This is a genomic window from Clostridium beijerinckii (assembly GCF_036699995.1).
Classification (GTDB): Bacteria; Bacillota; Clostridia; order Clostridiales; family Clostridiaceae; genus Clostridium; species Clostridium helianthi.
Map to the genome: position 1 here is coordinate 2,231,553 of NZ_CP144906.1, position 20,696 is coordinate 2,252,248.

Genomic DNA, 20,696 nt, shown 5'->3' on the forward strand with positions numbered 1-20,696 from the left:
AAAAATAATTCTTTACAATACTACAAGAATATAGTTATATGTGTGTATATTTATGATATCTATATGCAATGTTCGGAATCATTAATAATGATCTCAAAGAGGAGAATGCAGAAATGTAGAAAACTCTTTGAGATTTTTTGTTTATAAAAAATTAAATTATGATATCTAAGTAATGGTATCTTAAAAGGTTGAACAAGAATGGAGTGATTAATTTGAAATTTGTTACATTTTCTGGACCACCATCATCGGGCAAGACTTCAGTAATATTAAAGGTAATTGAGTGCTTAAAATCGGAACAAAGAAAATGTGGAGTTGTAAAATTTGACTGCCTTACAACTTTTGATGATTTACTTTATAAAAACGCAGGAATTGAAGTTATGGTAGGATTATCAGGAAATCTTTGCCCGGATCACTTTTATATCAGTAATATAGATGATTGTGTTAAATATGGAACAGAGAATGGGTTCGATTTGTTGATAAGCGAGAGTGCGGGGTTATGTAATAGGTGCTCACCTCATATTAAGGGTATTTTAGCAGTATGCGTAATAGATAGTCTGTCTGGAGTAAACACCCCTAAAAAGATTGGACCAATGTTAAAATATGCGGATATTATAGTAATTACAAAAGGTGACATAGTTTCTCAGGCTGAAAGAGAAGTGTTTAGTTTTATGGTAAAAGAGGCTAATTCCAAAGCAGAGATAGTGTATATTAATGGTCTTACTGGTCAGGGGGCTTATGAATTAAGCTTAAGCATAAAAAAAGCAAAATCTATTGAGAGTCTTGAAGGAGAGAAACTTAGATTTACAATGCCTTCAGCATTATGCTCTTATTGCCTTGGAGAAACAATAATAGGTGAAGATTACCAAACTGGAAACACAAAAAAAATAAATTTCCAAGAAATTAAAAGTAACAGAGAACTTAAAACGAGTTATTCTTTAGACAAAAATAGTGAAATATCTGAAATAGACTGCACAATAGTTAACTCATTAACAATTGTAGGAGGACATGATAAAGGTGGAAATAAAGAAGATATTGAACTTACAATTAAAGTAGGGGAAGTAATTTGCATAGTTGGACCTACAGGATCTGGTAAAAGTAGATTACTCGAAGATATAGAGTGTATTGCGAGTGGTGATACTCCAACTGGAAGAATTATAAAAATAAATGGAGAAAATTTAAATTGTAGCAGGCTGGTTGCAGAGCTTTCGCAGAATATGAATTTTGTAATGGATGTATCTGTAGAAGAATTTATAAGAATGCATGCAAAAAGCAGGAATGTTATAGAGATAAAAAGTATTACAGACAAAATAGTAAAATATGCAAATGAACTAGCAGGAGAAGAATTCACTGGGGATACACCGATAACTTCATTGAGCGGGGGGCAATCAAGGGCATTAATGATTGCAGATACAGCATTATTAAGCGCTTCCCCAATAGTACTAATTGATGAAATTGAAAATGCAGGGGTAGATAGAAGCAGGGCATTAGAACTTTTAGTTAAAGAAGGAAAAATAGTTTTTGTATCTACTCATGACCCTATATTAGCATTGCTTGGGGATAAGAGAATTGTGATAAAAAATGGTGCGATAAATAAAGTAATCACAACAGTTCCAAAGGAAAGAGATAATCTTAAGATTATGAAACAAATTGATAATAAAATGTTAGAACTCAGAAATGCCTTAAGAAGTGGAGAAGTAATAGATTGGGATATGAAAGAATATTTTCTATAGATATCCAAATGCTACTTTAGACTTACGCAATAGCCAACCGAAATTAGGTGAACTCTGTTGTTTCGGTTGCTATAGAATACAGTTGTGAATTTCTAACATCAGAAGTTGCGCCATTTATGCATGCTCCCGAGGCAAGCTCGTGACAAGCAAAAATGGAACATCTTCTTATTAAAAATAAGTGAAAAAAATATAAGATGGAGGTTAAAAATATGGGAAAAATGAAAAATATAATTGATAAATCAGAATACGATGTTCTTGGATTGTTACCGTGCCCTATAAAAGTGCCAATAGAAATTGGTTTTGATGAAATGATAAATAATTTAGAAAGTGAATGTGATTTTAAATATCTTGTTGAAGGTAATTCTAATTATGAGGTCATGTGGATGGATGAGTCTTCATATATTCCTAAAAAAGAGGAATTGCCAAAGATTATTATAAGTGCTGGAGTTAATAGTTTTTATAGAAAAGATTTTAGAGATAAGGCAATAGAAGAGAAATACTTTAAGGAAATCAAAAACATAGAAGATGGAAAATTAATTGAAAATGATTTTAGTGATCCAAAAGGTAATTATTATATAATGGCATTAAATCATTTAGTTATGGCAGTAGATTTAACTAAATTGAATAAAAGAAATATACCAACCTCGTGGGGAGACCTTTTGAATAGTTCATTTAAAAAAGAAGTTGCCATAAGAGGAAAGCGAGGAAAGTATTGTGAAACAACATTGCTAGCGATATATAAAGATTATGGTATGGATGGAATTATGAAATTAAAAGAACTTGTTGGCTTTGGCGGACATCCAGCTGAAATGGTAAAGAATGCAGGGAAAGGAATTGAGAATTCACCTACAATTAGTGTTATTCCCTATTTTTATGCAAGGCTTCTTAAAAATAATAAGAATGTTAAGATTGTTTGGCCTGAAGAAGGTGCAATAGTTAGTCCAGTGACATTATTAGTCCAAAATGATATTTCAAACATGTTGGAAAATGTAGTGAGTTATTTTACTAGTGAACAAGTACGAAATATATGCAAAGATGCAGCACTGCCTCATCCAATGGATTATTTAGAGTATTTAAAAGAAAACAATTATAAGTTAAATTGGTTGGGATGGGATTTTATAAGCAATAATTATATAAACAAATTACTTCCAAATTTAAATAAATGTTTCTAAATGCTAGAAATTCTCACCTCTAAATGTTAGAATAAATTATTATACGGAGGAGGGAAGTTCTATGAATAATGAAGAATCCCTAACGGCAGTAGATGTCGCTGAACTATTAAAGATAACTAAAAATACAGTATATGAAATGGTCAAAAGAGGTGAATTACCTGGATACAAAGTAGGGAAAAAGCTTAGAATTGATAAAAAGGATGTTGAGAATTACATCAATAGTCAAAAGGTAACAAAAGGTAGTAATAATCAGATTAAGATATTAATAGATGAGCCAGTAATAGAAGAAAATCTGAGTAATATAAAAAAAGCGGAAAATTCAAATGATATTATAATATCAGGACAAGATGTGATTTTAGATGTTTTAGCAGAAAAAATTAGGGAAAAGGCAAATGATATAAGGGTCCTTAGGTCTAATACAGGAAGCTACTCAGGTCTATATGACTTATATAATGATAAAATTTCTATATCGTCAGTACATTTGTGGGATGGAGATACTAATGAATATAATACTGCTTTTGTAAGGAAACTAGTTCCAGGTATATCTTGTTTAATTATAAACCTTGCTTACAGGAATGTTGGTTTTTATGTTCCAAAAGGAAATCCTAATAAAATAACTAATTGGAAGGACTTGATTAAACAAGATATATCCATGATAAATAGGGAAAAAGGTTCTGGAATAAGAATTTTGCTTGACGAGAAATTAAGAGTTAATAATATAAATAGAGAACAAATTAAAGGATATAATATTGAAAAACAATCCCACTCTGCAGTAGCAAGAAGTATTGCAAGAGGGGAAGGTAATGTTGGGATAGGAAATGAAAAGGCAGCTAATCAGGTTGATGGGATTGATTTTATTAAAATTCAGGAAGAAAGATATGACTTAGTTATCAAGGAATCTGATTTAAAATATCCCATATATCAACTTATAATTAGAACTATTCAAAGTGAAGAGTTTAAGAGGGAAATTGAAAGTTTAGGCGGATATGATTTAAAAGATATAGGCAAAATACTTGATAAAACATAAATAATGATATAGTATAAGATTAATATTATAATTTTATGCAAAGGCGCAGTAATTTTACTGTGCCTTTTTGTTATTAAAAAATAAGGTATATGAAAGAAAATAATAAATGATGATTGATTATTTTTTGAATATATCTAAATAAAGGAGTGATAGTATATGGATAAAATAGGAGTATTTTTAAACGAAAAAGATCTTATAAGTTCTTTTGAAGAAGCACGATATGTAAAAATATTTGCAAAAGAAAAACATTTGTGGAAAACAAAAAAAACTATTTTAATTAATAGGGCAGGTGGTGAAAAATCAATAAATGAAATCAGACAGGAATACAAAAATGTAATTAATGAAATGGATGATTGTAAAATTATAATAGTAAAAAAGGCTTTTGGAATTCCGTATAGTGTATTTTATATGGGGGATTTTAGTGTTTGGGAATTGGAAGGAAACCCATTTGATTATTTTGATGAAATTATTAAAAATGAAATGGTCCAGGAGGAGAATGAAAATAAAGAAGTTGAAATTGCTAAGAAACTTGGCGATGGATATTTCATGATAGATCTACAGGAATTAGAGCTGATAAATCCTGAAATAACTTCTAAAAAGGCAATAATTCCTTATTTAGAAAAAGAGGATGTTAAAAAAATAGAAGTACGCTGTTGTCATGTACCGCCTTGGCTGGTTGCAAAAATGGACAAGGGTGAAATCTTATTATCCATTAATGAGATAAAAAGAAATGATTATATGGTAACTGTACAGAAAAATGTTTGAGGCACATGAAAGAAATAATAGACTAGGAGGCGAATTTATGGAGAAAATAATAACTAAGTATGGTATTTTAAATGATGCTATTATTGCTGAGTATTATTCCACTGGAGAACCAGAAGCGTATAAGGTGGAAGAATACAGTGAATTAAAAGTTTTAGACTATAATTTAGTACCGTTGCATGGATTTGTAGATGAAAGAAGAAAAGAATTTCCACCAGTAAAGGTATTTAAGAATGGCAATATTAAGAGTATTTCATTAAATGATTTGACAGTAATAAATACTAGTATAGGTGTATTTGAAGTTGAAAAAATAACATTCTATGAAGATGGTGAAATAAATAGATTGTTTCCTTTGGATGGAAGATTGTCAGGGTATTGGACTGAAGATGATGAATATAAATTAGCAAAAGCTTATAAATTTAGTTTTGATTTTTCATCATTTGAAGCTAAGATTATGTCTCTTCATTTTTATGAAACACAAGAACTTAGAAGTATCACATTGTGGCCAAAAGAAAAAATTAAAATAAATGTTGGAGAATGTAATTTCGCAGGGAGAATAGGAGTCTCTTTATATAAAAGCGGAAAAATAAACTCCTGTGAGCCATTAATTGCAACAAATATAAAAACGCCAATTGGAAAAATCGAAGCTTATGACGTTAATGCAATGGGAATTCATGGGGATAGTAATTCTTTAGAATTTTATGAGGATGGAAGCATAAAATCTCTTATCACATCTACTAATACAATTACAATTAAAACATCGGAAGGTGACACGATTTTTCATTCTCCAAAAAAAATTAGATTGTATTCTAACAGTGAAGTTCTGGATACGATAACTTTAAAGGTGGAATTTATTGATGATAAGGTCATAATAGATAAACAATATGAATATGAAATTAAAGAAAATAAATTTGAGATAAAAGCATTTGGGGAAAGGCACTTTACCCTTAATGGAGATAGAAATAAATAATTCTCATTAAATTTAACAAAACACGAATGATTTTGATAAATTGATAAAAATATATCGTTATCATTAAAAAAGTTATAGAAAATAAAAAAATAGTTTGCAATATCAGTTTTTTGTGATATTATAGTTTCAATAAATAAAACAAACAAATGAAAAACAGAAATTAATAAAAAAGTAATTTATACACAAGTTTTTTTTGAAACAATATAACTTAAATTAAAAAATGAATATTAACCTGTCATTAAGGCAATGGAGTCTAAGTGTTTAACTCAATGAGGAAGTTAACGACTTAGATTTTTTTATTACAATGAAAGGACAAAGGAGTCTATTTTATTATAACTATTAATAGTTAAATAAATTAGGCTTATTTTTTTAAACTAATTTACTGTTATATTAATACAAATAAGTTATAACGACCCATTTGGGCTTATATAATCTATTTAATTAAGAGGAGGAAACTAATATGAGACAAGTAGCTATTTATGGAAAAGGTGGTATAGGAAAATCTACAACCACACAAAATTTAACTTCAGCTTTAGCTGAAATGGGAAAGAATATAATGATAGTAGGATGTGATCCTAAAGCAGATTCTACAAGATTAGTTCTTGGAGGTTTAGCACAAAAAACAGTTCTAGATACTTTAAGAGAAGAAGGAGACGATATTGAATTAGATGCAATCTTGAAAACAGGATATGGAAATATAAGATGCGTTGAATCAGGCGGACCAGAACCAGGAGTTGGATGTGCAGGTAGAGGTATTATTACTTCAATAGGAATGCTTGAACAATTAGGAGCATATACACCTGATTTAGACTATGTATTTTATGATGTACTCGGAGACGTTGTATGTGGTGGTTTTGCAATGCCAATCAGAGAAGGTAAAGCACAAGAAATATACATCGTAGCATCTGGAGAAATGATGGCACTATATGCAGCTAACAATATTTCAAAAGGTATTCAAAAATATGCTAAAACTGGTGGAGTTAGATTAGGTGGAATCATTTGTAACAGTAGAAAAGTTGATAGAGAATACGAACTATTAGAAGCATTTGCAAAAGAGCTTGGAAGTCAACTTATTCACTTTGTACCTAGAGATAATATGGTTCAAAGAGCAGAAATACACAAACAAACAGTTATAGAATTTGATCCAAAGGCTGATCAAGCTGATGAATACAGAACATTAGCTAAAAATATAGAAAATAATAAAATGTTTGTTATTCCAAAACCAATGAAACAAGAAAGATTAGAAGAAATATTAATGGAATATGGTTTAATGGATATCTAGGATCAATGCACAATTATCAATTCACAATTCACAATTATTAATTAATGTTGAAGCTCATAAAGAAAGTTTTGTTAACCCAATAGAAGATTCCAACAAGGGGAAAGATCTGCTATCCAAATGCAAGATGCCCGCAAGGGGAAAGTTCTGCTATCCAAATACAAGATTTGGAGCATCACTTTTGGAGCACCACTTTTCCATTCAGGATTTTTTGAATTCAATTATTTATAATGTGAAATTTAAGTTGAAAAATATATAAAACAAAATATTAAATAAAAGGAGATAGAGAGATATGTATATGATTCGCGCAATAATAAGACCAGAAAGGGTTAGTACTGTGCTTTCAGAATTATTGGATGCTGGCTTCCCAGAAGTAACGAAGATGGCGGTTTATGGTAGAGGAAAACAAAAAGGAATCAAAGTTGGAGAAATATATTATGATGAACTTCCAAAAGAGATGCTTCTGATTGCAGTTAAAGATGAAGATAAAGACGATGTCATAAAAGTAATAATGAGAAATTCTAGAACTGGAGAAAAAGGTGCATTTGGAGATGGAAAAATATTCGTTGCACCAATTGAGGAAGTATACACTGTAAGTAGTGGGAAATCAGGATTATAAAATTGAAATAGGAGGAATAGCTTTATGAAAGAAGTTATGTGTATTATTCGTTTGAATAAAGTTAATAAAACTAAAGAAGCACTCGCAGAAGCTGGCTTTCCATCCATTACTTGCAGAAAAGTACTTGGAAGAGGCAAGAAATCAATTGATATAGCTTTAGTTGAAGCTTATATGGAAACTGGTGAAGTGCCACCAACATCGTATGGTGAGAATTTATCAGAAAGAGGAAGATTAATACCTAAAAGATTTATAACTTTAGTAGTAAAAGATGACGAAGTAAAAACAGTAGTAGAGACTGTGATAAGTGTAAATTCAACTGGGACTCCAGGAGATGGAAAGATATTTGTATTACCAGTTGAAGAAGTATACAGAGTCAGAGATGGACAAATAGGTGAAGAGGCAATTTAAAGTGTGGAGGTGAAGTTAATGAGTAAAGTTGATAGCGTTTTGGACAAGTATAGTGCCAAAGTATATAAAAACAGAAAGAAACATATGCTTGAACTTGAGCAGGAAACTCAAGAAATAGATGCAAATAGAAGAACTATACCAGGAGTTATGACACATAGAGGATGTTGTTATGCTGGATGTAAAGGTGTTGTTCTTGGACCATTAAAAGATATAGTACTTTTAACTCATGGACCGATAGGATGTGGATATTATTCATGGGGTACTAGAAGAAATAAAGCAGTACCACAAAAAGGTGACGGAAACTTTATACAATATTGTTTTTCTACAAATTTAGGTGAAAGTGATATCGTATTTGGTGGAGAAAAGAAATTAAAGGCTGCTATAAAAGAAATTGTAGATATATTTAATCCAAAAGCAATATTTATCTGTGCAACATGTCCAGTTGGACTTATAGGTGATGACTTACCAGCAGTTGCAAATGAATCTAAAGAATTGTATGGAATTGATGTTATATCATTCCCTTGTGAAGGATATAAAGGTGTATCTCAATCAGCAGGACATCATATTGCAAATAACAAGCTGATAAAATCTGTAATCGGAACTATGGATTACACACCAAAAACTCATTCAGTTAATATCCTTGGTGAGTATAACATAGGTGGTGACGCTTGGGAAATAGAAAGAATTCTAAAGAAAATAGGCTATGAAGTTATATCAGTCATGACAGGTGATGCTAGCATTGACGATATAAGAAAAGCCCATACTGCAGATTTAAATCTAGTCCAATGTCACCGTTCCATTAATTATATCGCAGAAATGATGAAAATTCAATATGGTACTGCGTGGATAAAAGTTGATTTTATCGGAGTTGATTGTACTGTTAGAACTTTAAGAGATATTGCGAAATTCTTTAATGATCCAGAGTTCACAGAAAGAACTGAAGCTGTTATAGCTGAAGAGCTTGAAGATATTAAAGATGATATGGATTATTATAGAAGCAAGTTAACTGGTAAAAAGGCAGGTTTATATGTTGGAGGTTCAAGATCCCACCATTATCAAATGCTATTAAATGACTTAGGTGTAGAAACATTAGTTGCAGGATTTGAATTTGCACATAGAGATGATTATGAAGGTAGAGAAGTAATACCAACTATAATTGAAGATGCGGATTTAAAAAATATCGAAGTATTAGAAGTAGAAAAAATTGAAGGTAAATATAAACCAGTTAAAACAGATGAAGAATTAGAAGAATTAAAGAAAGAAATCATTAATTTAGAATATTATCCAGGTATGATGCGTGACATGAAAAAAGGTTCGATTGTAGTTGATGACTTAAATGAATTTGAAACAGAAGAATTTATTAAAAAGTTAAAACTTGACATGTTTTTCTCAGGCATTAAGGATAAATATATAATACAAAAAGGTGGAGTATTATCAAGACAATTGCACTCTTATGATTATAGTGGACCTTATGCAGGATTTAAGGGCGCTGCAAACTTTGGTAGAGATGTAACAATGAGTTTATATACTCCAGCATGGAAATACACTGTAGCTCCATGGAAAACAGAATCAATATTAGAAGGAACATTTGGAGGTGAGGTATAATGTTAGATTTAACTCCTAAAGAAATTAAGGAAAGAAAAGCGATTACTATTAATCCTAGTAAAACATGTCAACCTGTTGGTGCTATGTATGCAGCTCTTGGAGTTCATGGATGTATGCCCCACAGTCATGGTTCACAAGGTTGTTGCTCATATCATAGAACAGTTTTATCTAGACATTTCAAAGAACCAGCTATAGCAACTAGTTCATCATTTAGTGAAGGTGCTTGTGTATTTGGTGGTGGTAGCAATATTAAAACTGCTGTTAAAAATATCTTTGATATGTATGATCCAGAAATAATTGCAGTTCATACTACATGTTTATCAGAAACAATTGGTGATGATTTAAAAGGTTTTATTGATGCTATAGATATTCCAGAAGGAAAATATGTGTTACATGCAAATACCCCAAGTTATGTTGGATCACATATTACAGGATTCTCTAATATGGTTACTGGCTTTATTAAAGGTTTATCTAAAACAACTGGAGTAAAGAACGGAAAAATGTGCGTGATTCCTGGATTCGTTAACCCTGGCGATATGCGTGAAGTAAAGAGATTATTAAAGCTTATGGGTGTAGATTTCACAATGTTACCAGATACAACTGGAGTTTTTGATGCTCCGATGACTGGAAAATATGAAATGTATCCAAAAGGTGGTACAAAGATTCAAGATATTATTGAATTAGGTGACTGCGAAAAAACATTAGCACTAGGAAGTTTTGCTTCAGAAGCAGGAGCTGCTACTCTTGAAAAATCATTCAAGATTCCATACTCTACATTAAAAATGCCAATAGGTATTGGTTCTACAGATGAGTTAATTATGGAATTAAGTAAATTCAGCAAGCAGCAAGTTCCTTATGAACTTGAAGAAGAAAGAGGACAATTAGTTGATATAATGATTGACTCTCATCCATATTATGATGGAAAGAAAGTAGCTTTATATGGAGATCCAGATGTACTAATTGCTTTATCTAAATTCTTATTAGAGCTTGGAATGATTCCTAAGTATGTAATTACAGGAACTCCATCCAATGTATTTGAAAAACAAATGCAAGCATTGTTTGATGAATTTGGTGTTGAAGGCTGCATAGCTAAACAAGATGCCGATCTTTTTGAATTACATCAATTAATTAAGAATGAATCTGTTGATTTACTAATGGGTGGAACTCATGGTAAATACATAGCAAGAGCTGAAGATATTCCACTAGTTAGAATTGGATTCCCAGTATTAGATAGATATGTTCATTCATATATGCCTAATGTTGGATATAGAGGTGCTATGAGATTATTAGAATTAATGCTTGGTGCATTAATGGATAGACAAGATAGAGATGTAAAAGATGAAGATTTTGAATTAGTAATGTAGATAAATATGTGGAATTTAAGGTTGTGTGGTAGTCAGCCGAAAGAGATGTTACTCTGTTGTTTCGGTTGCTATAGAATAAAGTTGTGAAGTTCTAGCATTATAAGTTGTACCCATTTTTGCATGCTCCCAATGCAAGATTGGGACAAGCAGAAATGGAACAACTTATAATTAAGAACTTCTACGACTTTATTCTAAATGCAACGCTGCACAAAAGAGTAACACCTCTTTCTGGATAGAGTATACACTAAAAGTTAAATTTAAATGTTGATTTATCTATCTAAAGGAGTGCGTGAAGTAAGTTGGAAAGTAATGCATTTGGATAAGCGAAAATGGAATGATTTCTAATGAAGAAATCCTACATTAGTATTCTAAATGCAACACTGCATATTATGACCCTTTTGGTTACAAAAGAGTACTCACCATTTCTAGTGTAGTGTATACTCCCAAACTTAAATTTACTTTTTAAATTTATTTATCTAAAAATAGTGTGTGAAGTGAGTGTTTAATAAGATGTGTATTTGGGATAAGTAATAATGGATAATTTATAATGAAGAAATCCTGTGGCAGTATTCTAGATGAAACGCTACATATTATGAACCCTGTGATTACAAAAGGGTAATATCTCTTTTGGGATATAGTCTTCACTGCAAGTTAAGTTTAAATGTTGATTTATTTATTTAAAAGAGTACCCACCATTTCTGGTGTAGTGTATATCTAAAATTTAAATTTGTTTTTTTAAATTTATTTATTTGGAAAGAGTGTGTGAAATAGTATAAACCAAATCATATATATATTGCAATTTACAATTCACAATTCACAATTCACAATTCAAAATGCACAATTCACAATTACAGTAAGTTTCTTGTAATATTTTTAGAATTGTGATGAAGAATTAGTTTTGTAAAAGATCTTAAATAAAAAAAGCAGCTATGCACGTATAAAAAGAGTGGCTTTGCCACAATGCGGAACTTTGCTGCAATTAAGATCAGATCTAAGAAGATATGTTAAATTCAAAAAAGTTAATAATTTCAATGATTGAGCAATTGAACATGGATAAAACATGTCAATTGCTCTATTTATTAATAGGGATTTTAATGCTTATTAATATTGAAAATTGAGAATGTAGAATGAGTAATAAATTTTGTTATAAGGAATTTGTAAAAAATGTATTGTGTGCATTATTTAAAGAAAAGTTAACTTTCATCCTTTATTCTCAATTCTCAATCTATAATTACAAATTTAAAAGGTGGTGTGTGACATTATGGAAAAAAGGATATCTAATTCACTTCTTGAAGAAAGAGAAGATTTTGTGTGTTTTAAAGAAGGTCATAATAAAAAATCTATGAAGTGTGATGGTGATAGTGTATCAGGATCAGTTAGTCAAAGAGCGTGTGTATATTGTGGAGCAAGAGTTGTATTAAATCCAATAACAGATGCATACCACATAGTTCATGGACCTATTGGCTGTGCTAGTTACACTTGGGATATAAGAGGAAGTCTTTCAAGTGGTGAAAATTTATATAGAAATAGTTTTTCAACTGATTTAAGTGAACAAGATGTTATTTTTGGTGGTGAGAAAAAATTAATTGCTGCTATAGAGGGAATAATGGAAAATCATAATCCTAAGTTGATTTTTGTTTATGCAACTTGCATTGTTGGTGTAATAGGCGATGATGTTAAAGCCGTATGCAAAATGGCTGAGGAAAAATATAATGTACCTGTTATTCCAGTTATGTCGCCAGGGTTTTCTGGAAATAAATCTAAAGGATATAAATTAGCTTGCAATGCATTAATGAATTTATTTTCTAGAAATATTCTGCCTAAGAGAAAAGGAATTAATATGTTAGGTGATTTTAATTTAGCTGGTGAAATATGGATTGTTAAAGAGTATCTAAAGAAAATTGGAGTAGATGTGATATCAACTATTACTGGAGACTCCAGTTATGCCAAATTAGTCAAAGCCAGCAGCGCAAGTTTTAATGTTGTTCAATGTGCTGGATCCATGACATATTTAGCAAAGAGAATGGAAGCAGAAATGGATATTCCTTTCGTTAAAATAAGTTTTGTGGGGCTTGAGGATACAAAAAATTCATTGCTCAGAATAGCAAGCTTATTTGGAGATGAAGAAATGCTAGCAAAAGCTAAGGCATTTGTTAAAGAAGAAGAAGAAAAAATAATGCCTATATTAGAGAAATATAAGGAAAATCTTAAGGGGAAAAAAGCTGCAATATATGTAGGCGGAGGATTTAAAGCAATCTCCTTAATCAAACAGTTTAATGAACTTGGAATAGATACAGTAATGGTTGGAACACAAACTGGAAAGAAAGATGATTATGAAGTTATAAATAGTTTAGTTAAGGATGGAACAGTAGTTTTGGACGATGCAAATCCTTCGGAATTAGAAAAATTTATGATTGAGCAGGATGTAGATATTTTAGTTGGAGGGGTTAAGGAAAGACCACTTGCTTATAAATTGGGAGTTGCCTTTTGTGACCATAATCATGAAAGAAAGCATCCTCTTGGTGGATTTGTAGGAGCTGTTAATTTCGCAAAGGAAATTAATCTTTCAATTAATAGTCCTGTATGGAAGTATGTAAAGGAGAGTGAAGAGAATGAAGGAATCTAAAAGTTATGTAAATCTAACCGTAAATCCATGCAAAATGTGTATGCCTATAGGAGTTAGCAATGCTTTATATGGAATTAAAAATTGCATGACTATATTACATGGTTCGCAAGGTTGTAGTACATATATTAGAAGACATATGGCAACACACTATAATGAGCCTGTAGATATTGCTTCATCTTCACTAACTGAAGAAGGAACTGTTTATGGTGGTGAAAATAATTTGATTAAAGGATTAGAAAATTTAATTAAATTATATAATCCAGAAGTTATAGGTATTGCAACAACTTGCCTTGCAGAAACCATAGGAGAGGATGTAGTAAGGCTTTCAAAGATATTTTATGAAAAGCACCCAGATAGTAAAGTTAAATTAATACCAATACAATCGCCTGGTTACGGTGGAACCCAATATGGCGGATATTTTACAGCATTAAGGGCAGTTGTAGAAAATGTAGAAATGTATACAGATAAAAATGAAAAAGTAAATGTTATTGCCGGGCCAATGAGCAGTGCAGATATGAGAGAGATAAAAGAAATATTGGATGATTTTAAAATTGATTATATATTGCTGCCTGATTTGTCTGAGAACTTAGATGGAGTTCATAGCAAAAAATATAATAGGCTGCCAAGCAATGGTACAAGTATAGAAGAAATTAAATTTATGGGTGGTGCAAAAGCTACTATTGAATTAACTACATTTATTAAAGAAGAATATTCCGTAGGAAGTTATTTAGAGGAGAATTTTGGAGTTAAGAATTTTAGAATTAATGTTCCAAGAGGTCTTAGAGATACTGATAATTTTTTAAAAGTGCTAGCTAAAATATCAGGAAATCCAATTCCAGAAAAATATAAAAAACAAAGAGGAAGATACTTAGACGCTATGATTGATTCTCATAAATATAATGCAGAAGCTAGAATCGCTATATTTGGAGAACCTGATTTTGTATATTCAACTGCAAGATTAGCTGTTGAAAACGGAGCTGTTCCAGTACTTATTGCAAGTGGAGATGTATGTAAAAAGCTTGAACCAAGCTTAAGGGAAGAAGTTAACGAACTTTCAAATCAGTTATTTGCAGGTGAATGCAAAATCATAGATGAGGCAGATTTTAAGGAAATAGAAAAATTCGCCTTAGATTTAAAGGTAAATGTAATGATTGGAAGCTCGGATGGAAGAAGAATAGAGGAGAAACATAAGATTCCATTAATTCGAATGTCATTTCCTATTCATGATAGGATTGGTGGACAGAGAATATTATCTATAGGCTATGAAGGATCTTTAAATTTAGGGGATCAAATTACTAATGTTATGCTTGCTAAGACTGAAATGACCTTTAGAGAGAATTTATATAACGAATATTATAATGAAGAAACAGAGATAAATAATGAAGTTACAGTAATTGAGAATGAAGTTACGGTAATTGAGGGGGAGAAAAAGATGGAAGCAAGAGTTATAAGCAAAGAAGAAGTAGAGGAAAAGACAAAAACACATCCATGTTTTAGCTGTTCATCAGCTCACAAGTATGCGAGAATGCATCTTCCTATAGCACCAAAATGTAATATTAGCTGCAATTATTGTTTAAGAAAATTTGATTGTGTTAATGAGAGCAGACCTGGGGTAACAACTGAAGTATTATCTCCAGAAGAAGCTTTTGCTAAATACAAACTAGTAAAATCAAAAATGGACAACTTAAAAGTTGTTGGAATAGCTGGACCTGGAGATGCTCTTGCTAACTTTGATAATGTTAGGGAAACTTTGAAGCTTATAAGAGAACATGATCCAGAAGTTACATTTTGTCTATCAACAAATGGATTGATGCTTCCATTTTATGCTCAAGAGCTGATTAATTTAGGGGTAAGTCACGTAACTGTAACAATGAATGCTATTGATCCTAAAATAACTGCTAAAGTATATAAATTCGTAGATTACTTAGGGGTTACTTATACTGGTGAAGAGGCAGCTCAAATCCTTTTAACTAACCAATTATCAGGTATTAAGTATTTAGCTGATAGAGGAATTATGGTTAAGGTCAATATAGTAATGCTTAAGGGAATCAATGATCATCATATAGAGGAAGTAACAAAAAAAGCAAAGGAACTTGGAGCAGGAATAACAAATATAATGCAAATGATTCCTGTAAAAGGAAGTGTCTTTGAAAATATGCCGCTTACAAGTAATAAAGAGATAATGGATTTAAGAAAAAAATGTGGAGAGCATATTGAGCAGATGTATCATTGTAAGCAATGTAGGGCAGATGCTATTGGTTTACTTGGAGATGATCAATCTCAAAAATTTAATAAGCCATCAAATGTAAAGGAAGTTACAGAAGAAAAACCACTAAAGTTTGCTATTGCATCAAAAAGTGGAATAGGCGTGGACATGCATTTTGGACATGCATCTGAATTTTATATCTATGAATATAAAAATGGAGAGCCAAGATATTTGGAAAAAAGAAATGTTGAAAAATATTGTAATGGTAAAGAAGTTTGTGAGGAAGAGGAAGATAAGTTTGCTAAGCTTTCAAAAGTTGTTTCAGACTGTGATGGAGTACTTTGTCTTAGAATTGGTGATGAACCAAAAAGAAAATTTAAAAGTATGAATATAGAAGTTTTTATGACATGCGAAACTATTGAAACAGCTGTTGAAAAAGCAGCAGAAGCTATATTAAAAGGAACTGAAGTTAAAGAAATGCTAAGAGCTTAATGTGATATCCAACGAAAGAACAGGTACTCTGTTGTTTCGGTTGCTAGATAATTTGGCTGTGGATTTCTATAAGTAGAAGTTGCACCCATTTCTGCATGCTCCAGCTTTCCTAAGGAAGCTCGACTCATTTCATTCGCTGAGGAAGTTCGAGAACCCAAAATAAAATTTTGGACTCTCACTTCACAAGCAAAAATGGAACAACTTCTACTGAAGAAATGCCTACAGCCATATTATCAATGCAACACTATACAAAAGAGTACCTCTTCTTTCTGGTATGGAATATACATCAAAGTATAAATATTTAATGAAAATAGGAGATGAGTGAAATGATTGATATTAAACATCATATTTTTGTTTGTGCAAGTTGTAGAGTTAATGGAATGCAAAAAGGAATGTGCTATTCTAAGGATTCTGTAAAGGTTGTGCAAAAGTTTATGGAGGAAGTTGAGGATAGGGATTTAATAAATGAGGTGATGGTGACTAATACAGGGTGTTTAGGCGTATGTAATAAAGGTCCTATTGTAGTTGTTTATCCTGAAGGAACTTGGTATGGAAATGTAAAAGTTGAAGATGTAGAAAGAATTGTGGAAGAACATATTGAAGGTGGAAAAGTAGTACAAGAATTAGTTATTTAAAAATTACTTTTATACTAGTTCATAAAAGTAAGCAGTTGCACTATGAACTGCTCTCTATCAAACAAACAGTAAAAAAATAAAAATATTTGATACCGCTAATTACAAAAGTATTGGCGGTATTTTATGTTACAGATTTCGGATATTATCGATGGTATAAGGTACCATATATTTTAGAATAGTATTGTTTTACTGCATTAACAATTCATGGTATAATGAAGAATAATTAATTGAAGCCATAGAGAGTAACTATCTCTATGGTTTTGATTTTAAGATAGCTCTGTCCATGTAAAAAAAATTAGATTTGTTTTTGTTTATGAAGTTAAAAAATTTAGATTTGTTTTTGTTTATGAATTTAAAAAATTGCTTAGATCATAACGAATCAATGATGTAAGGAGATTTGAAAATGATAAGTATAACTAAACTTTTATGTAATTCTGATAATTATGGAGATAGCTTAAGGTATGTAGAAGGCGCAGCCATAGAAAAGTATGGAGTTAGTCCAGGAAGAGGACCTGTAGTTGCTTGGAACTGTACAAAAACTTGTAATTTAAAATGTAAACATTGTTATGCAAGTTCAGATAATAAAAGATATGATAACGAACTTACGTTAGATGAATCAAAAAAGTTCATAGACGATTTAAAAGATTTTAACGTACCAGCATTATTGTTTTCTGGAGGAGAGCCTCTCATGAAGGAAAACATTTTGGAATTATTAGATTATGCAAGTCAAAGAAAAATAAGAAGTACAATATCAACTAATGGTACTCTTTTAGATAAAGATGTTTGCAAATCTTTAAAGAAAATAAACCTTGGATATGTAGGTGTAAGCCTTGATGGTATAGGATCAAATCATGATGCGTTTAGAGGTGTTAATGGCGCTTTTGACAGTGCTTTAAGAGGAATTAGAAACTGCATTGAAGTTAATCAAAAAGTAGGTCTTAGGTTTACTATAAATAAAAACAATTATAAAGAATTAGAAGATATATTTAAGCTAATAAAAGAAGAAAAGATACCTAGAGTGTGTTTCTACCATTTAGTATATTCGGGAAGAGGAAGCAAAATGGTGGATGAAGATATTACTAAGGAAGAAACAAGACAAGCTCTAGACTTAATCATAAGTAAGGCAATAGAATTTGGTCCGAGTGTTGAGATACTTACAGTTGATAATCATGCAGATGCTGTTTATACATATTTAAAGTCATTAGAAAAATTCAAAGATAAATCAGATAACATATTAAAACTTTTAAAGACTAATGGTGGAAATAGGTCAGGAATGGCTTTTGCAAATGTAGACTTTTTTGGAAATGTTCATCCAGATCAATTTACTTGGCAACATACTTTTGGAAATGTGAAAGAAGAAAAATTCGGATCTATATGGAGAAATTCTGAAAATGAAATATTAAATGGTCTTAGAAATAGAAAAGAATTATTAAAGGGCAGATGTTCTTCTTGTAAATGGTTAAATGTTTGTAATGGCAATTTCAGAACTAGAGCTGAAGCAGTTTATAATGATTTTTGGGCAGAGGATCCTGCTTGCTATCTTACAGATGATGAAATTAATATTATGAAATAAGAAATACAAAATGGTATATGAGATTTTATGTAAAGGTGAGTGAATGCAAATGATAATATCATGGAATACTACAAATAAATGCAATTTAAAGTGCAGTCATTGTTATAGAGATTCAGGAAAAGAAAGTCAAGGCGAATTAAATACAGAAGAAGCAAAGTTACTTATAGATCAAATTGCAAAAGCTAATTTTAAAATAATGATATTCTCTGGTGGAGAACCATTAATGAGAGAGGATATTTTTGAATTAATAAATTATGCATCCAAAGCTGGCTTAAGACCTGTCCTTGGAACAAATGGCACTCTTATATCAAGGGAAATTGCAGAAAAATTAAAAGCTGCTGGTATTTCTGCAATAGGAATAAGTCTTGATAGTCTTGATTCAAAAAAACATAATAAATTTAGAGGAAATAATGAAGCCTTTAGAGATACTATTTATGCAATGAAAAATTGTAGAGATTTAGGCATTAGATTTCAAATTCATACAACTGTCATGGATTGGAATAAAGATGAGATAATTAGTTTGACTGACTTTTCAGTAGCTATGGGAGCAGCAGCTCATCATATATTCTTTCTTGTGCCTACAGGAAGAGGCAAAGATATTGAAGATGAATTATTAAGTTCAAAAGAGTATGAAAAGTTATTAACATCAATAATGAAAAAGCAAAGTGAAGTAAACATAGAAATAAAGCCAACTTGTGCTCCACAATTTGTTAGAATTGCAGAAAATTTAGGTATAAATAGTAGATTTAAACGTGGATGTATTGCAGGAACAAGCTATTGTATTATTAATCCAAAAGGAGATGTTCAGGCTTGTGCTTATTTAAGAGAAGTAGCTGGTAATATAAGAGAAATACCATTTGATGAAATATGGAAAAATAGTGAATTGCTCAATAACCTAAGAACTCAAGAATATAAAGGAACTTGTAACAGTTGTAAAGATAAAAAAAGTTGTGGAGGCTGCAGAGCAAGAGCTGCATATTATAATGACGGAGATTATATGGCATCAGATAAAATCTGCATTTTTAATAATTAAAGGCAAGGATTTTATTTGACATTCCAAAACTTTATGCTGGGAGGAACTGCTATGGATAAAACAGATAAAGAATTGCTTAATTTAATGCAAAATGAAATTCCAATAGATAAGAATCCTTTTAAAATAATAGGGGAAAGATTATTACTTACAGAAAATGAAGTATTAAAAAGAATAAGTAATTTAAAAAATGAAGGAATAATAAGAAGAATAGGTGGAATTTTTAATTCGAGAAAAATTGGATATACAAGTACTCTTTGTGCAGCTAAAGTTCCTGAAAATGAAATTGAAAGAGTTGCAGCATATATAAATATGTATGATGAAGTAACTCACAATTATATAAGAGAAGATGAGTATAATATGTGGTTTACCATGATAACGCGTTCAGAAGAGAATTTGATTAATATTCTTGAAGAAATAAAAAGAAATACTGGTTTGGAAGAAATAATGAGTTTACCTTCAGTTAAGTTATTTAAGATTAAAGTGGCTTTAAATCTTCAAGGGGATGATACAAATGATTAGTGAGTTTGATAAGAAAATAATAAGTAGATTGCAAGAGGATATTCCTATAATAACTAATCCGTATAAGGATATAGCTAAAGAGCTTAGTATTGATGAAGATGTGCTTATAGATAAAATCAAAAATTATAGTGAAACTGGAATATTAAAAAGAATAGGAGCAATACTTTATCATAGAAAAGCTGGATTTAAAGCTAATGCAATGGTAGTTTGGAAGATTGATGATGAAAGATTAGATGAAATTGGAGAATATATGGCATCTATTTCTGTAGTTACACACTGTTATGAAAGGAAACCTTTTGGTTCGTGGGATTATAATCTATACACAATGATACACGAGAAAGATAAGGAAAGCTGTAACAAAATTATTAAGCAGATAGCTGATGATATAGGAATTGAAAATTACAAAATTTTATATAGCACAAGAGAATTAAAAAAGACTAGCATGAGATATTTCAAATAAATATATATTTTTTTTATATATACAAAGCATTGGTTATGTGATAATATATGTATAAAATAGCATATTAACAAAGACAATGTGGTCTAAAACCAAACTAATAAGTTTTGTTTTAGGCCATTTTTTCTTGGCAAAGGAGCCTGTTTAATATATCAATATATTAAGTAGGCTCCTCTTTTATGTAGATCATATTCACATGTAGAAAAAATTTGCAATTAA

At 30.8% G+C, this 20,696-nt stretch carries 17 protein-coding genes; all 17 read left to right on the plus strand.

The features are described from left to right. Window positions 1–212 precede the first annotated feature (212 nt). A complete protein-coding gene (locus PZA12_RS10390; RefSeq protein ID WP_103698571.1) occupies window positions 213–1,730 on the plus strand; it encodes an ATP-binding cassette domain-containing protein in 1,518 nt (505 codons plus the stop codon). A 209-nt stretch (window positions 1,731–1,939) separates the two neighbouring features. After that, the gene (locus PZA12_RS10395; RefSeq protein WP_103698572.1) at window positions 1,940–2,902 is read left to right on the plus strand and encodes an ABC transporter substrate-binding protein; all 963 of its coding nucleotides are present in this window, start codon (window positions 1,940–1,942) and stop codon (window positions 2,900–2,902) included. 61 nt (window positions 2,903–2,963) lie between these two features. Beyond that, window positions 2,964–3,929: a helix-turn-helix transcriptional regulator gene (locus PZA12_RS10400; RefSeq protein WP_103698573.1), complete on the plus strand. Its 966-nt coding sequence runs from the start codon at window positions 2,964–2,966 to the stop codon at window positions 3,927–3,929. 156 nt (window positions 3,930–4,085) lie between these two features. Then, entirely contained in the window at window positions 4,086–4,694 is a 609-nt protein-coding gene (locus tag PZA12_RS10405) for a Fe-only nitrogenase accessory AnfO family protein (protein WP_077844809.1), read from the plus strand. 37 nt (window positions 4,695–4,731) lie between these two features. Beyond that, the gene (locus PZA12_RS10410) at window positions 4,732–5,661 is read left to right on the plus strand and encodes a hypothetical protein (RefSeq protein WP_242984848.1); all 930 of its coding nucleotides are present in this window, start codon (window positions 4,732–4,734) and stop codon (window positions 5,659–5,661) included. Between the two features lie 460 nt (window positions 5,662–6,121). After that, entirely contained in the window at window positions 6,122–6,943 is an 822-nt protein-coding gene (gene nifH, locus PZA12_RS10415) for a nitrogenase iron protein (protein WP_077839355.1), read from the plus strand. Window positions 6,944–7,232: 289 nt separating this feature from the next. Then, entirely contained in the window at window positions 7,233–7,559 is a 327-nt protein-coding gene (locus PZA12_RS10420) for a P-II family nitrogen regulator (protein WP_041896046.1), read from the plus strand. Window positions 7,560–7,583: 24 nt separating this feature from the next. Beyond that, window positions 7,584–7,967: a P-II family nitrogen regulator gene (locus tag PZA12_RS10425; protein ID WP_041896047.1), complete on the plus strand. Its 384-nt coding sequence runs from the start codon at window positions 7,584–7,586 to the stop codon at window positions 7,965–7,967. A gap of 18 nt (window positions 7,968–7,985) precedes the next feature. Next, window positions 7,986–9,572, plus strand: coding sequence for a nitrogenase component I subunit alpha (locus tag PZA12_RS10430; RefSeq protein WP_017212869.1), 1,587 nt, complete (start codon window positions 7,986–7,988; stop codon window positions 9,570–9,572). After that, window positions 9,572–10,936, plus strand: coding sequence for a nitrogenase molybdenum-iron protein subunit beta (nifK, locus tag PZA12_RS10435; RefSeq protein WP_077839356.1), 1,365 nt, complete (start codon window positions 9,572–9,574; stop codon window positions 10,934–10,936). Before PZA12_RS10430 ends, nifK begins: the two co-directional genes overlap by 1 nt. Window positions 10,937–12,197: 1,261 nt before the next feature. Further along, window positions 12,198–13,562 (plus strand): nitrogenase iron-molybdenum cofactor biosynthesis protein NifE, encoded by a 1,365-nt coding sequence (nifE, locus tag PZA12_RS10440; protein ID WP_077844806.1) that lies wholly within the window; start codon window positions 12,198–12,200, stop codon window positions 13,560–13,562. Continuing rightward, entirely contained in the window at window positions 13,549–16,260 is a 2,712-nt protein-coding gene (nifB, locus tag PZA12_RS10445; protein ID WP_103698575.1) for a nitrogenase cofactor biosynthesis protein NifB, read from the plus strand. Before nifE ends, nifB begins: the two co-directional genes overlap by 14 nt. 326 nt (window positions 16,261–16,586) lie before the next feature. Further along, window positions 16,587–16,895 (plus strand): 2Fe-2S ferredoxin, encoded by a 309-nt coding sequence (locus PZA12_RS10450; RefSeq protein ID WP_012058237.1) that lies wholly within the window; start codon window positions 16,587–16,589, stop codon window positions 16,893–16,895. A gap of 403 nt (window positions 16,896–17,298) precedes the next feature. Further along, complete coding sequence (gene nirJ1, locus PZA12_RS10455) at window positions 17,299–18,468, plus strand: putative heme d1 biosynthesis radical SAM protein NirJ1 (RefSeq protein WP_103698576.1); 1,170 nt, start codon at window positions 17,299–17,301, stop codon at window positions 18,466–18,468. Window positions 18,469–18,517: 49 nt separating this feature from the next. After that, on the plus strand, window positions 18,518–19,501 hold the full coding sequence (gene nirJ2 / locus PZA12_RS10460; protein WP_103698585.1) for a putative heme d1 biosynthesis radical SAM protein NirJ2: 984 nt from the start codon (window positions 18,518–18,520) through the stop codon (window positions 19,499–19,501). A gap of 51 nt (window positions 19,502–19,552) precedes the next feature. Beyond that, entirely contained in the window at window positions 19,553–20,020 is a 468-nt protein-coding gene (locus tag PZA12_RS10465; RefSeq protein ID WP_103698577.1) for an Lrp/AsnC family transcriptional regulator, read from the plus strand. Next, window positions 20,013–20,480 carry an Lrp/AsnC family transcriptional regulator gene (locus tag PZA12_RS10470; RefSeq protein WP_103698578.1) on the plus strand — a complete coding sequence of 156 codons (468 nt, stop codon included), beginning with the start codon at window positions 20,013–20,015 and terminating at the stop codon, window positions 20,478–20,480. The genes PZA12_RS10465 and PZA12_RS10470 overlap by 8 nt, the downstream gene beginning before the upstream one ends. The last annotated feature ends 216 nt before the right edge of the window (window positions 20,481–20,696 follow it).

What these genes read in the sequence shown, in the direction of transcription:
- PZA12_RS10395 (WP_103698572.1), top strand. Translation starts at nt 1,940, where the DNA reads ATGGGAAAAATGAAAAATATAATTGATAAATCAGAATACGATGTTCTT.
- PZA12_RS10400 (WP_103698573.1), top strand. Translation starts at nt 2,964, where the DNA reads ATGAATAATGAAGAATCCCTAACGGCAGTAGATGTCGCTGAACTATTA.
- PZA12_RS10405 (WP_077844809.1), top strand. Translation starts at nt 4,086, where the DNA reads ATGGATAAAATAGGAGTATTTTTAAACGAAAAAGATCTTATAAGTTCT.
- PZA12_RS10410 (WP_242984848.1), top strand. Translation starts at nt 4,732, where the DNA reads ATGGAGAAAATAATAACTAAGTATGGTATTTTAAATGATGCTATTATT.
- nifH (WP_077839355.1), top strand. Translation starts at nt 6,122, where the DNA reads ATGAGACAAGTAGCTATTTATGGAAAAGGTGGTATAGGAAAATCTACA.
- PZA12_RS10420 (WP_041896046.1), top strand. Translation starts at nt 7,233, where the DNA reads ATGTATATGATTCGCGCAATAATAAGACCAGAAAGGGTTAGTACTGTG.
- PZA12_RS10425 (WP_041896047.1), top strand. Translation starts at nt 7,584, where the DNA reads ATGAAAGAAGTTATGTGTATTATTCGTTTGAATAAAGTTAATAAAACT.
- PZA12_RS10430 (WP_017212869.1), top strand. Translation starts at nt 7,986, where the DNA reads ATGAGTAAAGTTGATAGCGTTTTGGACAAGTATAGTGCCAAAGTATAT.
- nifK (WP_077839356.1), top strand. Translation starts at nt 9,572, where the DNA reads ATGTTAGATTTAACTCCTAAAGAAATTAAGGAAAGAAAAGCGATTACT.
- nifE (WP_077844806.1), top strand. Translation starts at nt 12,198, where the DNA reads ATGGAAAAAAGGATATCTAATTCACTTCTTGAAGAAAGAGAAGATTTT.
- nifB (WP_103698575.1), top strand. Translation starts at nt 13,549, where the DNA reads ATGAAGGAATCTAAAAGTTATGTAAATCTAACCGTAAATCCATGCAAA.
- PZA12_RS10450 (WP_012058237.1), top strand. Translation starts at nt 16,587, where the DNA reads ATGATTGATATTAAACATCATATTTTTGTTTGTGCAAGTTGTAGAGTT.
- nirJ1 (WP_103698576.1), top strand. Translation starts at nt 17,299, where the DNA reads ATGATAAGTATAACTAAACTTTTATGTAATTCTGATAATTATGGAGAT.
- nirJ2 (WP_103698585.1), top strand. Translation starts at nt 18,518, where the DNA reads ATGATAATATCATGGAATACTACAAATAAATGCAATTTAAAGTGCAGT.
- PZA12_RS10465 (WP_103698577.1), top strand. Translation starts at nt 19,553, where the DNA reads ATGGATAAAACAGATAAAGAATTGCTTAATTTAATGCAAAATGAAATT.
- PZA12_RS10470 (WP_103698578.1), top strand. Translation starts at nt 20,013, where the DNA reads ATGATTAGTGAGTTTGATAAGAAAATAATAAGTAGATTGCAAGAGGAT.